Annotated in this window: 12 protein-coding genes; 5 read left to right on the forward strand and 7 right to left on the reverse strand. The window is 73.6% G+C overall.

The genetic code is table 11. From position 1 onward, the window contains the following. Positions 1–103 precede the first annotated feature (103 nt). A complete protein-coding gene (locus QI554_RS07965) occupies positions 104–853 on the forward strand; it encodes a hypothetical protein (RefSeq protein WP_281467401.1) in 750 nt (249 codons plus the stop codon). Positions 854–923: 70 nt separating this feature from the next. On the opposite strand, the gene QI554_RS07970 is transcribed toward QI554_RS07965, so the two are convergent. Together QI554_RS07970 and pucL are read right to left on the reverse strand one after the other, a co-directional pair. Then, positions 924–1,955: an alpha/beta fold hydrolase gene (locus tag QI554_RS07970; RefSeq protein WP_281467403.1), complete on the reverse strand. Its 1,032-nt coding sequence runs from the start codon at positions 1,953–1,955 to the stop codon at positions 924–926. Between the two features lie 150 nt (positions 1,956–2,105). Continuing rightward, entirely contained in the window at positions 2,106–2,990 is an 885-nt protein-coding gene (gene pucL, locus QI554_RS07975; RefSeq protein WP_281467405.1) for a factor-independent urate hydroxylase, read from the reverse strand. A 145-nt stretch (positions 2,991–3,135) separates the two neighbouring features. Here pucL and QI554_RS07980 point away from each other — a divergent pair, with 145 nt between their 5' ends. Then, positions 3,136–4,536: an 8-oxoguanine deaminase gene (locus tag QI554_RS07980; RefSeq protein ID WP_281467407.1), complete on the forward strand. Its 1,401-nt coding sequence runs from the start codon at positions 3,136–3,138 to the stop codon at positions 4,534–4,536. A 293-nt stretch (positions 4,537–4,829) separates the two neighbouring features. Continuing rightward, the gene (locus tag QI554_RS07985) at positions 4,830–7,235 is read left to right on the forward strand and encodes a serine/threonine-protein kinase (RefSeq protein WP_281467408.1); all 2,406 of its coding nucleotides are present in this window, start codon (positions 4,830–4,832) and stop codon (positions 7,233–7,235) included. Positions 7,236–8,210: 975 nt separating this feature from the next. Here the strand turns inward: QI554_RS07985 and QI554_RS07990 are convergent. The 4 genes from QI554_RS07990 to QI554_RS08005 all read right to left on the reverse strand — a co-directional run bounded on the left by QI554_RS07990 (position 8,211) and on the right by QI554_RS08005 (position 11,347). Then, entirely contained in the window at positions 8,211–8,774 is a 564-nt protein-coding gene (locus QI554_RS07990) for a UGSC family (seleno)protein (protein WP_281467410.1), read from the reverse strand. A gap of 117 nt (positions 8,775–8,891) precedes the next feature. After that, positions 8,892–9,143, reverse strand: a complete 252-nt coding sequence (locus QI554_RS07995; protein ID WP_281467412.1) for a NifU family protein — start codon at positions 9,141–9,143, stop codon at positions 8,892–8,894. A gap of 186 nt (positions 9,144–9,329) precedes the next feature. Then, a complete protein-coding gene (locus QI554_RS08000; RefSeq protein ID WP_281467414.1) occupies positions 9,330–10,613 on the reverse strand; it encodes a CaiB/BaiF CoA transferase family protein in 1,284 nt (427 codons plus the stop codon). After that, positions 10,526–11,347, reverse strand: a complete 822-nt coding sequence (locus QI554_RS08005; protein WP_281467416.1) for an SAM-dependent methyltransferase — start codon at positions 11,345–11,347, stop codon at positions 10,526–10,528. The genes QI554_RS08000 and QI554_RS08005 overlap by 88 nt, the downstream gene beginning before the upstream one ends. Positions 11,348–11,621: 274 nt before the next feature. Here QI554_RS08005 and QI554_RS08010 point away from each other — a divergent pair, with 274 nt between their 5' ends. After that, entirely contained in the window at positions 11,622–12,608 is a 987-nt protein-coding gene (locus tag QI554_RS08010; protein WP_281467418.1) for a glutamate ABC transporter substrate-binding protein, read from the forward strand. An 85-nt stretch (positions 12,609–12,693) separates the two neighbouring features. Beyond that, positions 12,694–13,959 carry a DUF445 domain-containing protein gene (locus QI554_RS08015; RefSeq protein ID WP_281467420.1) on the forward strand — a complete coding sequence of 422 codons (1,266 nt, stop codon included), beginning with the start codon at positions 12,694–12,696 and terminating at the stop codon, positions 13,957–13,959. 1,105 nt (positions 13,960–15,064) lie between these two features. Here QI554_RS08015 and QI554_RS08020 read toward each other — a convergent pair. Then, a partial coding sequence (locus tag QI554_RS08020) for a CAP domain-containing protein (RefSeq protein WP_281467422.1) occupies positions 15,065–15,874 on the reverse strand: 810 nt, incomplete at its 5' end.

The following is a 15,874-nucleotide window of genomic DNA, read 5'->3' on the forward strand; positions in this document are numbered from 1 at the left end:
ATTGAACGCCTGTTGACAGTGTTCACAGGCGAATGCCATGGTTGAGCCGTCGCCAGACGAATCGACTGAAAGTCCGGGATACGCCCGGACGAAGGAGGCACGGATGTCCCCGTCCCAGCACGCGCTCCGCACCCGTATCGGCGCCCTGGTCGCGGTCGGCGCGATAGCCGCGCTGGCCACCGCCTGCAACGGTGACGACAAGAAGGACGCCAAGGACGGCGGCGGCTCCGCGTCCGGGGACAAGGGCAAGTACGCGGGCGACCTGCAGGCGTACCTGAAGACCACCTCGCAGGGCGCGCACGTCCAGCAGGTCCGGGCCGAGAAGACCGCCGGCGCCGACTACACGGTCACCGTGAACACGGACCTCGGCGCGCCGGACACGTCGGCGACCGAGGAGACCCTCAAGGTCCAGGAGTCCGCGGAGAAGCTCGTCAACGCGGCGGAGAAGTGGGTGCAGGAGCACACCGACCTGAAGGTCATGTCGATCGAGGTGCTCGACAAGAACAAGGGTGTGAAGGGCATCGAGAACCTCGACAACAAGCCGAAGGACAAGGCGGCCAACGACGCGTACGCCAAGGAGCTGCTCGCCGGGATCAAGGCGTCGGCGAACGGTTCGAAGGTCACCGACGTGAAGGTGTACGCGGGGCTCACGGGCAGCGGGAACAAGATCGTCGTGTACACGCACGTCGCGACCCGCACCGGCGACGTCGAGGGCGACATCGCGACCATGGACGCCGGCGCCCAGGTGGCGAACGAGGCCAAGCAGTGGGCGCAGGACCACACGCAGGTGAAGGCCGCCAGCGTGGTGGTGCTGGACTCCGAGATGGGCATGGCGGGCATCGAGAACCTGTAGGCGTCACGCGACGGAGCGGCGCCCCCCCCCCCCCCCCGGCGGGGGGCGCGCGCGCCGCCGCTCCGTCGTGTCAGGCGCCGCTGGACTGCGGCGGCTCGCCGGGCGCGTACGCGGGCGGGCGGCCGGCGCGCAGGAGCGTCCGCCAGCGGTCGGCGTCGTGCCGCGCCGCCTCGGTGCCGGACACGAACTCCTCGACGGCCTTGACGAATCCGGCGGGGTCGTCGTGGTGCGGGAAGTGCCCGGAGTCGGGGAAGACCAGGAGTCGGCTGCCGGGCATGGCGGCGTTGGCGGTGCGGGCGTGGGCGACGGGGATGACGCGGTCGCGGGCGCCCCACAGGATCAGCGTGGGCAGTCCGGCGGCGAGGTAGCTGCGGTCGAGCATGGTGATGACCTGGCCGCGCGCGTCGACGCCGGCCCGCAGCGTGCGCAGGAAGGCCTGGCGGGCGGTGGTGTCGGCGAGGGTGGTGTAACGGGCGAGGACGTACTCGAGGTCGGCGCCGAGCCCGAGCGAGGTCCAGCCCATCGGGCCCCAGCCGGTGCGGCCGCCGCCGATCCGGCCGAGTGTGCGCAGGACGGGGGCGACGGCGCGTACGGCGGCGCGGACCGGCGCGGCGGTCGCCAGCGGGAGCGCGAACTCGGCGCCGGGCCCGGCGGCGAGGCGCAGCAGGGGGTGGACGTCACGGCCGACGCCGGCGGTGCCGACGAGGACGAGGCGTTCACAGCGTTCGGGGAACTGGTAGGCGAACTGCATGGCGACGCCGCCGCCGAGCGAGTGTCCGACGACGGTGGCACGGTCGATGTCGAGGACGCCCAGGAGGTCGCGCATGCCGCACGCGTACGCGGCGACCGCGTAGTCGGCGCGGGGGTGGGCGGAGCCGCCGTGGCCGAGGAGGTCGGGGGCGACGACGGTGTAGTGGCGGGCGAGTTCGCCGAGGACGGGGAGCCAGGTCGCCGAGCTGTCGCCGATGCCGTGGATGAGCAGGAGCGGCGGGCCGGATCCGAGCATGCGGAACGCCCGCCGGTAGCCGTGCACGTCTCGGTACCGCACGGGCACGTCGTCGACCAGTGCGGGCGGCGGCGGTTGCGGTATGGATCCCCCCATGGCTCCCCCCGGGCTGCGGATGGACCGACGGATCGTCGGCTCTCAGCGTCCGACCGCCCGGTTTCGCCCGCGCTACCGCCGTGTAAGGCTCTTATGACGGACCGTCAGCACCGGTGGTGTGCGGCATGGTTCGGGCCACGCCGGGGGCCGTCACCAGGGCAGGTCGGCGTGCGCCGGTGGCGTGCCGGTGCGCAGCGCGGTGCCCTCGATCAGGCCGTACGGCCGGTCGGCGGCGTAGTAGACGACGCCGGGGTTGTCCTGCCCGTACGGGGTGAGGTCGACCTCGAAGTGGTGCTTGTTCGGCAGCGCGAGCCGGACCTCGGCCAGGGCCTCCTGGTCGGCGAGGACGGCCTCTCCCATGGCGTACAGGCTCTGCTGGAGCGCGAGGCTGGGCGTCTCGGCGAAGACGCGCAGCAGGGTGTCGCGGGCGCGCGTGTAGGAGCCGGTCCAGTCGGCGCTGCCGGCCTCGGTGTGCCGCCAGCGGGCGGTGACCGCGGTGGCCAGGATGCGGTCGTCGGTCGGTTGGAGGGTTGTGTAGCGGTCGGTGAGGAATCCGTGGAACGCGGAGCCGGTGGACTTGAGCACCGTCAGGTCCTCGACGCCGGACACGACCTGGACGGCGCCGTCGGGGCCGGACACCGCGCCCGCGTACCGGGTGCCGGCGGCGCGGGTCCACGCGTGCGGGTGCGGGCCCTCGGCGCCGGCGATGCGCTCCCACGGGTAGGCGTGGATGCGCACGCGGGCGGTGTCGACGGGCTCGTACGCGCTGGTGAAGTGCCGTGCGAGGCGCAGCGCGAACGCCTCGATCTCGGCAACGGGTTCCTCGCGGGCGAAGGAGTAGACGATGGCGCGCATGGTGTCGGTGGGCAGGACGTTCGTGTTGTCGCCGCGCAGGTGGGTCGCGGCGAGGTCGCCGGAGAGGCTGACCGAGACGTTCAGGTCGGTCAGCGCGTGGTGGACGGCGTCGGCGCGGTCGACCCGCACGAGGCGGACCTCGGCCTTGCCGTAGCGGTTCGGTCCCAGGACGATGCCCATCGGCGCACTCCCTGCCTCGTGTGGCAGCGAAGCTAACGGCCGCACGGGGCCCGGTCAAAGACCCGGGCGGCGACACGGCCGGGCGACCGGGGCGCCACCGGAGGCGGTCCGGCTCGTTGAGGTCCCCGTGAGGAATGAGGCCGCCGTGAACCGTCCCGCTCCCGCCGACCTGCTCGTCAAGGACGCCGGTCACCTCGTCGTCGCGACCGGCCCGGCGTCGGACGACGGGGAGGAAGGCGGCATCGAGGTCCCGGGCGGCTGGGTCGCGGTGCGGGACGGAACCGTGTGCGCGGTCGGCGGCCCGGCGGACCCGGTGCCGGACGCCGCCCGCGTGGTCTCCGCGGCCGGCCGGCTGGTCACTCCGGGACTGGTCAACACGCACCACCACATCTACCAGAACCTGACGCGGTCGTTCGCGCCCGTCGTGAACGGGACCCTGTTCACCTGGCTGACCGGCCTGTACCCGGTCTGGGCGCGGCTCGACGAGGAGGCCGCCGAGGTGTCGGCCTACGTCGGGCTGGCCGAACTCCTGCTCGGCGGCTGCACGAGCTCGACCGACCACCTGTACGTCCACCCGCGCCCGAACCTGATCGACGCCGAGATCCGCGCCGCCCGCGCGATCGGATTCCGGTTCCACCCCACGCGCGGCTCGATGACCCGGGGGCGGCGGGACGGCGGGCTGCCGCCGGACAGCGTCGTCCAGCCCCCCGACGCGGTGCTCGAGGACAGCGAGCGGCTCATCCGCACGTACCACGACCCGTCGCCCGGCTCGATGCTGCGGATCGCGCTCGCGCCCTGCTCGCCGTTCTCGGTCACCGAGGAGGTCATGCGCGACACCGCCGCCCTCGCCGAAACGCATGACGTCCGCCTTCACACGCACCTCGCCGAGGACCACGACGAGGACGCGTACTGCCTGGAGACGTACGGCTGCCGCCCCGTCGAGTACTTCGAACGCGTCGGTTGGGGATCCGACCGGGCGTGGGTCGCGCACTGCGTCTACCCGAACGACGACGAACTCGCCCGGCTCGCCGCGTGGGGCACCGGCGTCGCGCACTGCCCCAGCTCGAACATGCTGATCGCGCACGGCACCGCGCGCGTGACACGGATGCGGGAGCTCGGCCTGCCGGTGGGGCTGGGCTGCGACGGGTCGGCGTCGACGGACGCGGCGTCGCTGTGGTTGGAGGCCCGTGCCGCGCTCACGCTGAGCCGGTTCGTGAACGGGCCCGGCGCGGGGCTGACCTCCCGCGACGTCCTCGACGTCGCCACCCGCGGCTCGGCGCGCTGCCTCGGCCGCCCCGAACTCGGCACGCTCCGCGTCGGATCGCCCGCCGACCTGGTGGTGTGGCACATGGACGACGTCGCGCTCGCCGGCGCCCACACCGACCCCGTCGAGGCGTGGCTGCGCTGCGGCCCGGCCCGCGCGCACACCACCGTCGTCAACGGGCGGGTCCTGGTGGACGGCGGCGAACTCGCGCTGCCCGCCCTCCCCGACATGCTGGCCGCCCACCGCCGGATCTCCCGCGCCTGGCAGCACGCCGCAGACTGACAGTCCGTCACATCGCGGGCGCCCGGCAACCGTCGGGTCGCCGGCGGCGGGCGAACGACTCGCCGAAGGCCTCGTGCGGGCGCGGCGCGGCGCCGGTCCGGGGGTCCGTACCTCCGTCCCTCGTCACAGCACGGGAACAGCCTTGCCAACCGGGCCCCGAGCCCTCTCCTCCGACCCCGGCACGGCGGTAGGCTGCCCAGCAATCAAGGACCCCACCTGCGCGTTTGCCCTGTGTTCACGGCGGCCGCCGGGGCCTTGGCGATCTGACGGCGAGGGTGCGGGAGGACAGGCGGATGGAAGCGCTGAAGCCGGGCGACCCAGGGGTCGTAGGCCGGTACCGCCTGTCGGCGCGCCTGGCGCAGGGCCGCCTCGGCGCGGTGTTCCTCGGCAAGGCCGCCGACGGCGGACCCGTCGCGGTACGGCTCGTGCGGCCCGACCTCGCGGCGGACCCCAAGTTCGTCGAGCGGTTCCGCAAGAACATGGCCGCCGTGCGGAAGGTCGACGGGCCGCACCTGGCGCACGTCCTCGACGCCGACGCCGACGGCACCCCGCCGTGGCTGGTGACCGAGTACGCGCCCGGGGTCCCGCTGGACGCCGCGGTACGCGAACACGGCCCGCTCCCGGAGGAGTCGCTGCGCGCGCTCGGCTCGGCGCTGGCCCGCGCGCTGGTCGCGGTGCACGCCGCCAAGACCACGCACCAGGGGCTCGCGACGTCCGTCGTGGTGCTGACCGCCGACGGGCCGCAGATCACCGACCTCGGTGTGCCGCCGCTGCTGGGCGCCGACGCGCGGACCGGCCTTCCGGCGCCGGAACAGGCCACCGGCGGCACGGTCGGCGCGCCGACGGACGTGTTCGCGCTCGCCGGTCTGGTGTGCGCGGCGGGCGGCGTCGAACCGTACGGCCCCGGCACCCAGACCGAACTCGCGCAGAAGGTGCTGCGCTCGACGCCGGACCTCGACGGACTCCCCGAGGACCTGCGGGACGTCGTCGGCCGCTGCTTCGCCCGACGCCCCGACGCACGGCCGACCGCGGCCGAACTCGTCGAGCTGTTCGACGGCGAGGACGCCACCGACACGGGCTGGCTGCCGAAGCCCTTCCGCGCTGCGGTCGCCGACGCGGTGAAGGCGGCGGCCGCGTCCGACGCGGTCTCGGTGAAAACACCGTCAACAGGCGGTGCGTCCGACAAGACCGGCAAGGCCGATAAGACAGGCAAGTCCGACAAGTCCGACGGACCCGCCAAGGCCGGCAAGGCCGCCGCGGGCACCAAGCCCGCGGCCGACGCCGACAAGGGCCCCAAGAACCCCAAGGACTCCGAGGCCAAGACCGCGGAAGCCGCTGTCGTCGTCGCGCCCGACGACGCGAAGGCCGGGGGCGAGGACAAGAAGAAGGACAAGGACGCCGGCGAGAGCCAGGGGAAGGACGGCGAGTCCGAGACCGTAGAGGTCGAGGTCTCGGTCGCCGTCCAGGGTTCCGACGGCAAGGCCGAGCCGGACGAGGCGTCCTCGGACGACGACGCGACACCGGTCGCCACTCCGGCCCTCCCCCGGCAGGCGGACGGCAAGCGCAAGAACACGCCCAAGCCCTCCGGCGGCAGCGCCGAGGGCAAGGACGCCGACAAGGACAAGGCCGGCGACGCGGACCCGGACGAGGACGACGCCACCCCCGTCGCGACACCCGCACTGCCCGCCCCCAAGGGCGGCGGCAAGGCGTCCACACCCGCGGCCGCCGCACCGACCGTCGTGGTCGGCCGGCCGGGGCGCGGCAACGCGGGCAACGGCAAGAAGGCGGAACCCGCCCCGGGCGCGGCGCCGACCGTGCCGGCCAAGAGGCCCGCGGAGCCGGCCGCTCCGACGGTGGTCGCGAAGAAGCCGGTGTCGGCGCCGAGTGCGGGCCCGGAGGCGGCACCGGAAGCGGCGGCGCCCACGGTCGTCACGAAGAAGCCCATACCGTCGCCGTCCACCAGCCCCGAAGCCGCGCCGGACCGCGGCGCGGCGGCCGAGACCGTCGTCGTCCCGGAACGCCCGCTCGACCAGCCTCAGTTGATCAAGGCCCGCCCCACGGCGGCCGCAGTGGCCCAGCCGGCCGCCCCTGCGGCCGCCCCTGTGACCGCCCCCGTCGCGGACCCGACGCTGCTCGCGCAGCCGTTCCCCGCGGCGGTCCCGGTCGAGACCCCGCGCCCCGCGAAGCGCGAGGCGAGCGACGCCGTCTGGTACGCCGTGATCGCCCTCGTCGGCGCGACCTCGGCAGGCCTCGCCGTGTTCCGCGTCGTCGACAGCGACTGGCGCGAACTGCAGAACCCGGTGATGGGCTGGGTCCTCCCGGCCATCGCCTTCGTGTGCGGCCTGGCGGGCCTGGTGGTCCTGGCGTTGGCCGTGTCCTCGCGCAGCAAGCAGAAGGACACCGAACCGCCTCGCTCTACCGCTCCACCGCCACGCTCTGCATCTCGCTCTGCACGAATGTCGTCAGCGCGACGCCGTGGAGTCCTCCCAGTCCCCCGCACACCACCGGCACGAACTGGTCGGGCCGGGCGGCCAGGGTCACTCTGCCCTTGTCGTCGACGCGGCCCTTCTGTCGCAGGACTTCCGCGTTGCCGGGGCGGAACACGTCGATGGGCTGCCAGGCGTGCTGCCACACGTACGTCTGGAAGTCCTCGACCTCGGGGAAGGCCTCGCCGAGCCGGCGGGCCCACATCGGGTTGAGCAGCAGGACGATCTGGCCGCTTTCGCCGGTCAGTTCGAGGTACCAGTTGTTGAGCGGGAACGCGACGGTCTTGGCGATGGCGTGGGCGAGGTCGCGCGGGTGGTCGTTGTTCACGTCGGCGAACGGGAACACGCCCTTGCCTCCGTGCACGGTCACGACCTCGTCGTCCGCCGGGAACCCGCGGCGTTCGGCCAGCGACGGCCACGGCGAGCGTTCCTCCCATTCGCCGAAGCACAGCCCGAAGCGGGCGGGCTGGCCGAAGACGGTGCGGGAGGTCTCGCCGGCGCGTTGGCCGCCGATGTTGCGCAGGCACAGGGCGACGGCGCGTCCGATCGTCATGGAGCCGCGCCCCGCCGCGCCCCCGAGGCAGCCGGCGCGGTAGTCGATGCGGAGCTCGTCGCGGCCCGGCCCGTTGACGATGAGCATCGGGGTGACGCTCGAGGTGGTCGTCGTCAGCGCGAGCGCGTTCCATTCGGGCACCAGCAGTGCCTCGAGCGCCGCGACGACGTACGGGAACCCGGCCGGTTCGACGCCCGCCAACGCCGCGTTGATGGCGACGAGTTCGACGGTGGCCAGCCCGTGCCGGGGCGGCAGGGCGCCGATGACGTGGTCGCCGGGGTACGGGGTGGCGGCGAGGAGTTCGTGGACGCGTTCGTCGGTGGCGGCCAACACGGGCGCGCCGTCGCCCCAGCCGCCGTGCAGGGACGCCTCGTACAGTGCCAGCCCGCCGTCGTCGGCGACGTCGAGGGTCTCGGCGGTGAGCTGGTAGCCGGGTCCGGCGTGTGCGGCGCCCTTAACGCCCTTGCCGCCCTTGCCGGGCTTGCCGTCGCGGCCGTCCTTGCCCGGCTTTCCGGTCTTCCCGAGCCGGTCGGCCTTGTCTGCCTTGTCGTTGCCGTCGCGGAACGCCTTGTCCTTGCCCGGCTTGCCGGGCTTCTCGTCGGAACGCTCGGAACGCGCGGTCTTGGTCCTGCCGTTCACCGTGTCGCCCCCAGCAGCTCGACGAACTTCGGGTAGTACTCGGCGGCGATGTCGCGCAGGTCGTCCGCTGGTCGGCCTTCGAGCGGGTAGGGCAGGACGAGGATCTTGAGGCTGGGGTGGCCGAGGAAGGACGCCATGGTGCGGGCGTGCGTCTCGAACTCCTGGCAGACGGCGACGACGGCGGGCCGGCGCAGGCGTTCGAGGGCGACGGCATCGGTGACGCTGTTGGAGGTGCAGGAGCCGCAGGTGCCGAGGCCGCTGACGCCGCAGTCGACGCGTTCGGCCCACGCCGCGACGTTCTTGCGGGTGCGTTCGCCTTCGCCGCCGACGCGGCCTTCGGCGCGCAGGACGTGCGGCCGGGCGCCGTCGTCGCGGAGGTAGCGCTGCCACTCGTCGACGATCAACATCCAGGAACGCCACGAGCCTTCGTGACGCAGGCCGACGGTGCGGCCGCGGAGCGGGCCGTCGACGGTGAACGAGGGCGCGCCGACGTCGGCCGGCGGGCGGGCGACCGGGAGGCGGACGCGCAGCGGCGGCCGCAGGCTGGTGGTGGTGCCCATTGGGTTCCCCCCTGGGAGCGGGCTTTGCCTGGCACAGGCCTGGGACGGTGGCTGAGGCCTGGCTGATGCGTGCGTGCATGTGGGGCGGGTGCCGGACGCGGCGGCGGGTCCTGTGGTTCAGGGCCGCCGCGGGTCGTGCAGGACGAGTTCGAACTCTTCGGGGATGTCGCGGCGCAGGACGGCTTCGACGACCTGCGCGAGCCGGTCGGGGGGCAGGACGCAGTCGGCGCACCCGACCGCGGTGAGGTCGAGGCGCAGTTCGATGAGTGCGGTGCGGGGGTCGGCGCGGACGAGGACGAGGTCGGCGCCGTCGGCGCGGAGGGGTCGGCGGAGTTCGTCGACGGCGGCGGCTACGGTGCTTTCGTCCATCGGTCCTCCGGCGCTTGTCCGGGCTGGTGTCCGGATCGGGTCCGGGCGCGGTTTCGCGCTACCGGGCCATGCGTAGCACGGAAACTGACGCTCCGTCGACCGGTCTGGGACATGCGCGCGAAATCGGGGTGAAGATCGGGGCGGCTGATCGCCTTTGGGTGATCTTGCGGCTGCGCGACGTGATCGTCAGGCGTCCTGCGGGCGCGCGGGTGTGAGGCCGAACTCAGCGCGCAGTTCCCCGTCGTGGACGCCGAGGGCGGGTCCGGGGGCGCGGATGCGGCCGGGTGTGGCGGCGAGCCGCGGCGCGGGGGCGGGCATGAGGACGGGGCCCGCGGGGCCGGCGTCGACGGTGTGCAGGTTGCCGCGGGCGGCGATGTGCGGGTCGGCGGCGAGGCCCGCGAGGTCGTTCACGGGGGCGACGGGGATGCGGGCGTCGACGAGCGCGGCGACGGCGTCGGCGCGGTCCCGGTCGGCGATCCAGTCGGCGACGATGGCGTCGAGTTCGTCGGCGGCGGCGAGGCGGGCGGACGAAGTGCCGTACCGGGCACGGTTGTCCGGGGTTTCCTGTCCGATGACCTGAAGCACGCGGGCGACTTGGCGGTCGGTGGTGCCGGAGACGACGATCCAGTGGCCGTCGCGGGTGCGGTACACGTTGCGGGGTACGCCGCCGGGGACGCGGCTCCCGGTGCGGGCCGGGGGCGGTGCGCCGCCGTCACGGTCCCAGCCGGCGACGGTGGGGCCGAGCAGGGCGAGGACCGGCTCGTACATGCTGACGTCGACGTGCTGGCCCTGCCCGCCGAGGACTTCGCGGTTGCGGCAGGCCAGCAGGACGCCGATGACGCCGGACAGCGCGGTCAGGCTGTCGCCGAGCGGAACGGACGGCAGCGTCGGCGGGCCGTCCGCCTCTCCGGTCAGGTGGGTGAGCCCGGCGAAGCCCTCGGCGAGCGAGCCGTTGCCGAACCGGTCGCGGTACGGGCCGTCGGCGCCGTAGCAGCTGACGCTGACCATGACGAGGCCGGGGTTGCGGGCGTGCATGCTCGGCCAGTCCGCGCCCCAGCGGCGCAGCACCGTCTGCGGGTGGTTCTCCACGACGACGTCGACCTGCTCGGTGATCCGGCGCAAGTCGCGTATGCCGCCGGGGGTTTCCAGATCGAGGACGAGGGACCGCTTGTTGCGGTTGATGTAGGGCCACAGCAGCGAGTGGCCGTCGCGCTGGGCGCCGATGGCGCGCAGCGGGTCGCCGCCGGGTGGCTCCCACTTGACGACGGCGGCGCCGAAGTCGCCGAGCAGCGCCGCGATCTGCGGGGCGGCGAGGAGCGTAGACAGGTCGAGGACGCGCAGCCCGGCGAGCGGGCCGGCCTGCGCGTCGGCGGGGACGACGGTCAGTCCCTGATCGCGACGACGCCGTACACCGTCGTGTCCTCGAGTTCCCGAGCGGTCTGCGGTTCGGCGTCGGGCGCGGGCCGCCACTGGGTCACCTTGACCAGCCCCGGCTCCACGGGCGTGAACCCGTCCACGAGGGCGGCGATCTCCTCGCGGGTGCGGGGCACCACCGGGGCGCTGGCGCGCTCGTAGACCTCTTCGGCCAGGCGCTTCAACGCGGCGGTCTTGAAGGTGACGTGACTGAGGATCAGGACGCTGCCGGGGGCCATCGCGGCGCGCAGCCGGGCGACGATCCCGGCCGGGTCCTCGCGGTCGCGCACGAAGTGCAGGACCATCGCGAGGACGACGGCGACCGGCTGGTCGAAGTCGATGATGTCGCGGACCTCGGGCGAGGCCAGGATCTTCTCGGGCTCGCGGGCGTCCGCCTGCACGAACGTGGTGCGGCCGCGCGGGTCGCCCGCGATCAGCGCGCGGGCGTGGGCGAGCACGATGGGGTCGTTGTCGACGTACGCGACGCGCGCCTCGGGGAGCACAGACTGCGCGACCTCGTGGACGTTGCCGTCGGTCGGGATGCCGGTGCCGATGTCGAGGAACTGGCGGATGCCTCGCTCGGCCGCCGCGAACCGCACGGCGCGGCCCAGGAAGTCGCGGTTGGCGCGGACCACGGCGTGCGCCTCGGGGGCGGCGGCGAGGATGCGTTCGGCCGCCTCGCGGTCGGCCGCGAAGTTGTTCTTGCCGCCGAGGAAGTAGTCGTACATGCGCGCCGGATGCGCCGTGGACGTGTCGATCCCGGGCGGGACGTAGGTCTCGACCTCGTCCACGCGCGGCAAACGCCACGGCTCGGAACCCCGTTGCGTCACGGCCACCTCAAATCCCGCTCGCGCTCGGACGTACCGAGCCGTACGTCTGGGCGAGCCTACCGGCTGCGGTTTCGGAAAGCTGATCGAACTCCCAGGAAACACACAGGAAACCTGGCGGATTGGCCCGTGATTGCGGCCTTATGTACGGTAATTGGTTGCCGACACGGTGCGGGAAACCCCTCGAATCGGCGTGCACGGTAGCCGCGCGGCGAGGCACCGGCGGACCATGGCAGGCATGGGTTCAGGGGGACTTCGCACGACGTTGACGGCGCTCGCGCTGGCCTTCGCGGCGTGCGCGTGCGGCACCGCCTCGCCGCCCCCCGCAGCCGCGCCGCCCGTTCCGAAGCGGCCGCCCGCCGCCGTGCCCGCGGTGGACGCCGACTACCCGCCCGTCGTCGCCGCGCAGCCGTGCGACCCCAGGGAGAGCCTCACACCGCTGTCCCCGATGCCCGCTCCCGGGAGCATGCCGCCGGGCTCCACCATGGCGCGCATCCTCGACCGCACGAACAAGAAGCTGATCGTCGGCGTCGACCAGAACACCCAGTTCTTCTCGTCGATCGACTACCACAGCCGCGAACTCGTCGGCTTCGACATCGAGATGGCCAAGGCGGTCGGCCGGGCGATCTTCGGCGAGGACGGCCACGTCGGCTTCCAGTTCATCACCCAGGCGCAGCGCATCCCGAAGCTGCAGAGCGGCGAGGTCGACCTCGTGATCGACACGTTCACCATCACCTGCGCCCGCAAGCAGGACGTCGCGTTCAGCGGCGACTACTACGACGACGGGCAGCGCGTGCTCGTGCCGTACGACTCGACCGCGAAGAGCATCGACGACCTCGCGGGGCGGCGCGTGTGCACCGTCCGGGGCACCACCTCGATCGCCACGCTGCGCGCCAAGAACGTCCTGACGTACGCCGCGGACAACTGGACCGACTGCCTCGTCGCCCTGCAGCGCGGCGAGGTCGACGCCGTGTCCACCACCGGCGCGCTGCTCGGCGGTCTCGGCACCCAGGACACCGACACGCAGGTCGTCGGCCCTCGGTTCACCGACGAGCCGCACGGGATGGCGGTCGCCCACGGCGCGGACGACTTCGTGCGGTTCCTCAACGGGCTGCTCACCCGGATGATCGCCGATGGGCGCTGGCAGGAGCTGTACGACACGTGGCTCCGGACGCCGTTCGGGAAGGAGCAGTCGGGGAAGCCGGTGTCGACGTACAAGGGCTGACGGACACCGGGACCTCAGGCACGGGGACGCGGCACCGCCATGTCGCACCCCGCCGCGGCGCGGAAGCGGACCGACAATGAGCAGCATGGACGACGTCGCGCCGACCCCGGCGGAGCTCGAGAAGGCGCGCGGCGTACGCCGCATGAAAGCCATCGCCACGGGCTTCCTGCTCCTGGCCACCGCCGTGTTCGCGGTCGCCCGATGGCTGGAGGCGCGCGGCGCGGGGCCGTGGAGCGGCTACGTCCAGGCCGCGGCGGAGGCCGGCATGGTCGGTGCGATGGCCGACTGGTTCGCCGTCACGGCGCTGTTCCGGCACCCGCTCGGGCTGCGCATTCCGCACACGGCGATCATCCCCAACCGCAAGGACGCGCTCGGCGACAGCCTCGGGGAGTTCGTCGGCGAGAACTTCCTGTCCGCAGAGGTGGTGCGCAAGCGCCTCGCGTCCCTCGACGTGGCCCGGCGCCTCGGGCACTGGCTCGCCGACCCCAGGCACGCCGAACGCGTCACCGAGGAACTGTCCGCGCTCGCGCGCGCGGCACTGACCATCCTGCGCGACGACGACGTGCAGTCCGTGTTCGGGCAGGCCCTCACCCGGCGCATGTCCGCGCGGCAGGTCGCCCAGCCCATCGGCGCGCTCCTCGGCCGCGTCGTCGAGGACGGCGGGCACCACGGGCTCATCGACCTCGTCGTCGACAAGGCCCACGACTGGCTCGTCGACAACCGCGAAGCGGTCCTGCGGGTCGTCGCCGAGGAGTCCCCCGGCTGGTCGCCGCGGTTCCTCGACCGCACCGTCGCCAACAAGGTCCACCGCGAACTCGTCCGCTTCGCCGCGGCGGTCCGCGACGACCCCGACCACTCCGCCCGCCGCGCCGTCGACGAGTTCCTCGCCGACACAGCCGAGGACATGCAGCACGACCCGGCGATGATCGCCCAGATCGAAGGCCTCCGCGACCGCACCCTGGCCCACCCGCAGATCCAGGAACTCATCGCCTCCACCTGGGCGGCGGCCCGCTCCATGTTGGTCGAGGCGACGGAAGACCCGAACAGCGAACTCCGCGCCCGCGCCACGAAAGCAGTCCGCGTCTTCGGCGGCCGCCTCGCCGACGACCCCCGCCTCCGCAACAAGGTCGACCGCTGGCTGGCCGACGGCGCGGCCTACCTCGTGACCACGTACCGGACGGAGATCACCGCGCTGATCACCGACACCGTGCGGGCCTGGGACCCGGCGGAGACCTCCCGCAAGATCGAACTCCACGTAGGACGCGACCTGCAGTTCATCCGAATCAACGGCACGGTGGTCGGTGCGCTGGTGGGTCTGGTCATCTACACCCTGGGCCGCCTGGCCGGCTGAGGCAGCCCCGACGAGAGGGCCGCGCGAACGAGAGGGTCTGCGAGCGCGGCGGCCGGGGCTGCGAAGGCGACATACGGCACGGGCGACCTGCGGCAAGCGAGCCGAACACACGACGAGAGGACAGGCCCGACGGGGGCACCGCACCAACGGAACGGGCGGCGTGTACGGACGCGGGGAGCTAGCGCGCTGCCGAGGCGGGGCGGTAGCGAGGTGGTGGGGCAGGGCGGTGGCGGGAGGGGCACGGCGAGTATCGGACGGCCCAGGCGGTTCACGCGACCGGGCACAACCGAGCACTCCGGCGGGGCACGCAGGGAACCACGCGTGGCCACCTGAAGTGCCACGTCAGCGCAGCGCGCAGACACGACGGCGAGCGGCGCCCAACGCGAGCGCACAGCAGCACTTGCAGATGCCCCGTCACGCAGCCAGGCAGCGCCCATCCGCAACGGCGCGCGGCGGCGGACGAGGCACGCGACAACGCGCTGGCCGATGCGGCGGCCTGGTCACGCCTGACGCGTCGGCTGCGTGGCGGTGTCAGCGCCTGCCCGGCCTGGCCGGCGGAGCGCGGCGAGTATCGGACGGCCCCAGGCGGTGTTCCCACGACCGGGCACTCCGGCGCGGCACACGCAGGGAACCACGCGTGGCCACCTGAAGTGCCACGTCAGCGCAGCGCGCAGCAAAGACGCGGCGGCCGGCGGCGCCCGACGCGAGCGACCTTGGGCAGCGGTTACGGCAACGGCCGGGGTGCCGGCGCGTGCGCCAGTCGAACGGCCGGCGCGGCAGCACGCCAACCCGCGTCAGCGCCCCGCGGAGCGGGCGACGCGGCACGCAACGACGTGCTGCTGACACGGTGGCCGCGGCGTTCGGCGGGTTGGTTACGCGTGGCGGTGGTGGGCTGCTGCTCTGGCTCGTTCAGCGCGTGGCGAGGTCTTGGACCCACATGCCGACGACCGGCATCAGCCGAGCGCGCGGGCGCGGCACGCGGGGAACGACGCGCACGGGCCGACAGCTGACCGCGCGTGTACGCGGGTGCCGCGTGGACCCGGCGGCCGTGCCGCCTTCGCGGGTTGGTTGCGCGTGGCGGTGGTGGGCTGCTGCTCTGGCTCGATCAGTGGGTGGCGAGGTCTTGGACCCACATCAGGCCGCCGGGGCCTTGGGCGATGCCGACGCCGGTGTCCTTGAGGTTGCAGTCGAGCATGTTCTGCTGGTGGATGCTGCGGTCCATCCAGTCCTTGACCACGGCGGCCGCGGTGGAGCGGCCTCGGTCGAGGTTCTCGGCCCAGGCGCTCCAGCGGTATCCGGCGGCGGTGACGCGCTCGCCCGGGCCGCGGCCGTCCGGGCTCGTGTGGTCGTAGAAGCCGCGCGCGACCATGTCGTCGGCGTGCCGCTGGGCGGCGGCGTGCACCTTCGGGTCGATGCGCAGCGGCTGGCAGCCGGACTTCGCACGTTCGGCGTTCACCAGGTCGACGAGCTGGCGTTCGAGGACGGCGGCCCGGTCGGGGGTCGGGCTCGGGCTCGGCGACTCGGTCGGGCTCGGCGGCACGGTGCTCGGCGACGGGCTCGGCGACTCCGACGGTGTGTCGGCAACGGACGGCACGGCGGCAGGTGCGGCGGCGGCGACCGACGTCGGCGCGGCGGGCGGCGGCGGGGTGTCTGAACCGTCGTGCGGACGCAGCCATACGACGAGCAGCACCGCGACTGCGGCCACCGCGGCGACACCAAGCAGCACCGGCCCGGCGGTGACGGCGGCCGTGGTCGCGGCGGCGGTCCCGGTCGCGGCGGTCGTCGCGGCGGTCGTCGCGCCCGCGCCGGCCGCGCCGGATGCGGCGGCACCCGAACCGGCGGTCCCGGCTGCGGCTCCTGCGGCGTGGGCGCCTGCCACGCCGCCTGCCGTGCTCGCGCCGCCGACGCCGGTTGC

The sequence above is a fragment of the Yinghuangia seranimata genome, assembly GCF_029953285.1.
Lineage (GTDB): Bacteria > Actinomycetota > Actinomycetes > Streptomycetales > Streptomycetaceae > Yinghuangia > Yinghuangia seranimata.

Coding starts and splice junctions, on each gene's coding strand:
- QI554_RS07990 (WP_281467410.1), bottom strand. CDS start 8,774: ATGGGCACCACCACCAGCCTGCGGCCGCCGCTGCGCGTCCGCCTCCCG.
- QI554_RS07985 (WP_281467408.1), top strand. CDS start 4,830: ATGGAAGCGCTGAAGCCGGGCGACCCAGGGGTCGTAGGCCGGTACCGC.
- QI554_RS07970 (WP_281467403.1), bottom strand. CDS start 1,955: ATGGGGGGATCCATACCGCAACCGCCGCCGCCCGCACTGGTCGACGAC.
- QI554_RS07995 (WP_281467412.1), bottom strand. CDS start 9,143: ATGGACGAAAGCACCGTAGCCGCCGCCGTCGACGAACTCCGCCGACCC.
- QI554_RS08010 (WP_281467418.1), top strand. CDS start 11,622: ATGGGTTCAGGGGGACTTCGCACGACGTTGACGGCGCTCGCGCTGGCC.
- QI554_RS08015 (WP_281467420.1), top strand. CDS start 12,694: ATGGACGACGTCGCGCCGACCCCGGCGGAGCTCGAGAAGGCGCGCGGC.
- pucL (WP_281467405.1), bottom strand. CDS start 2,990: ATGGGCATCGTCCTGGGACCGAACCGCTACGGCAAGGCCGAGGTCCGC.
- QI554_RS07965 (WP_281467401.1), top strand. CDS start 104: ATGTCCCCGTCCCAGCACGCGCTCCGCACCCGTATCGGCGCCCTGGTC.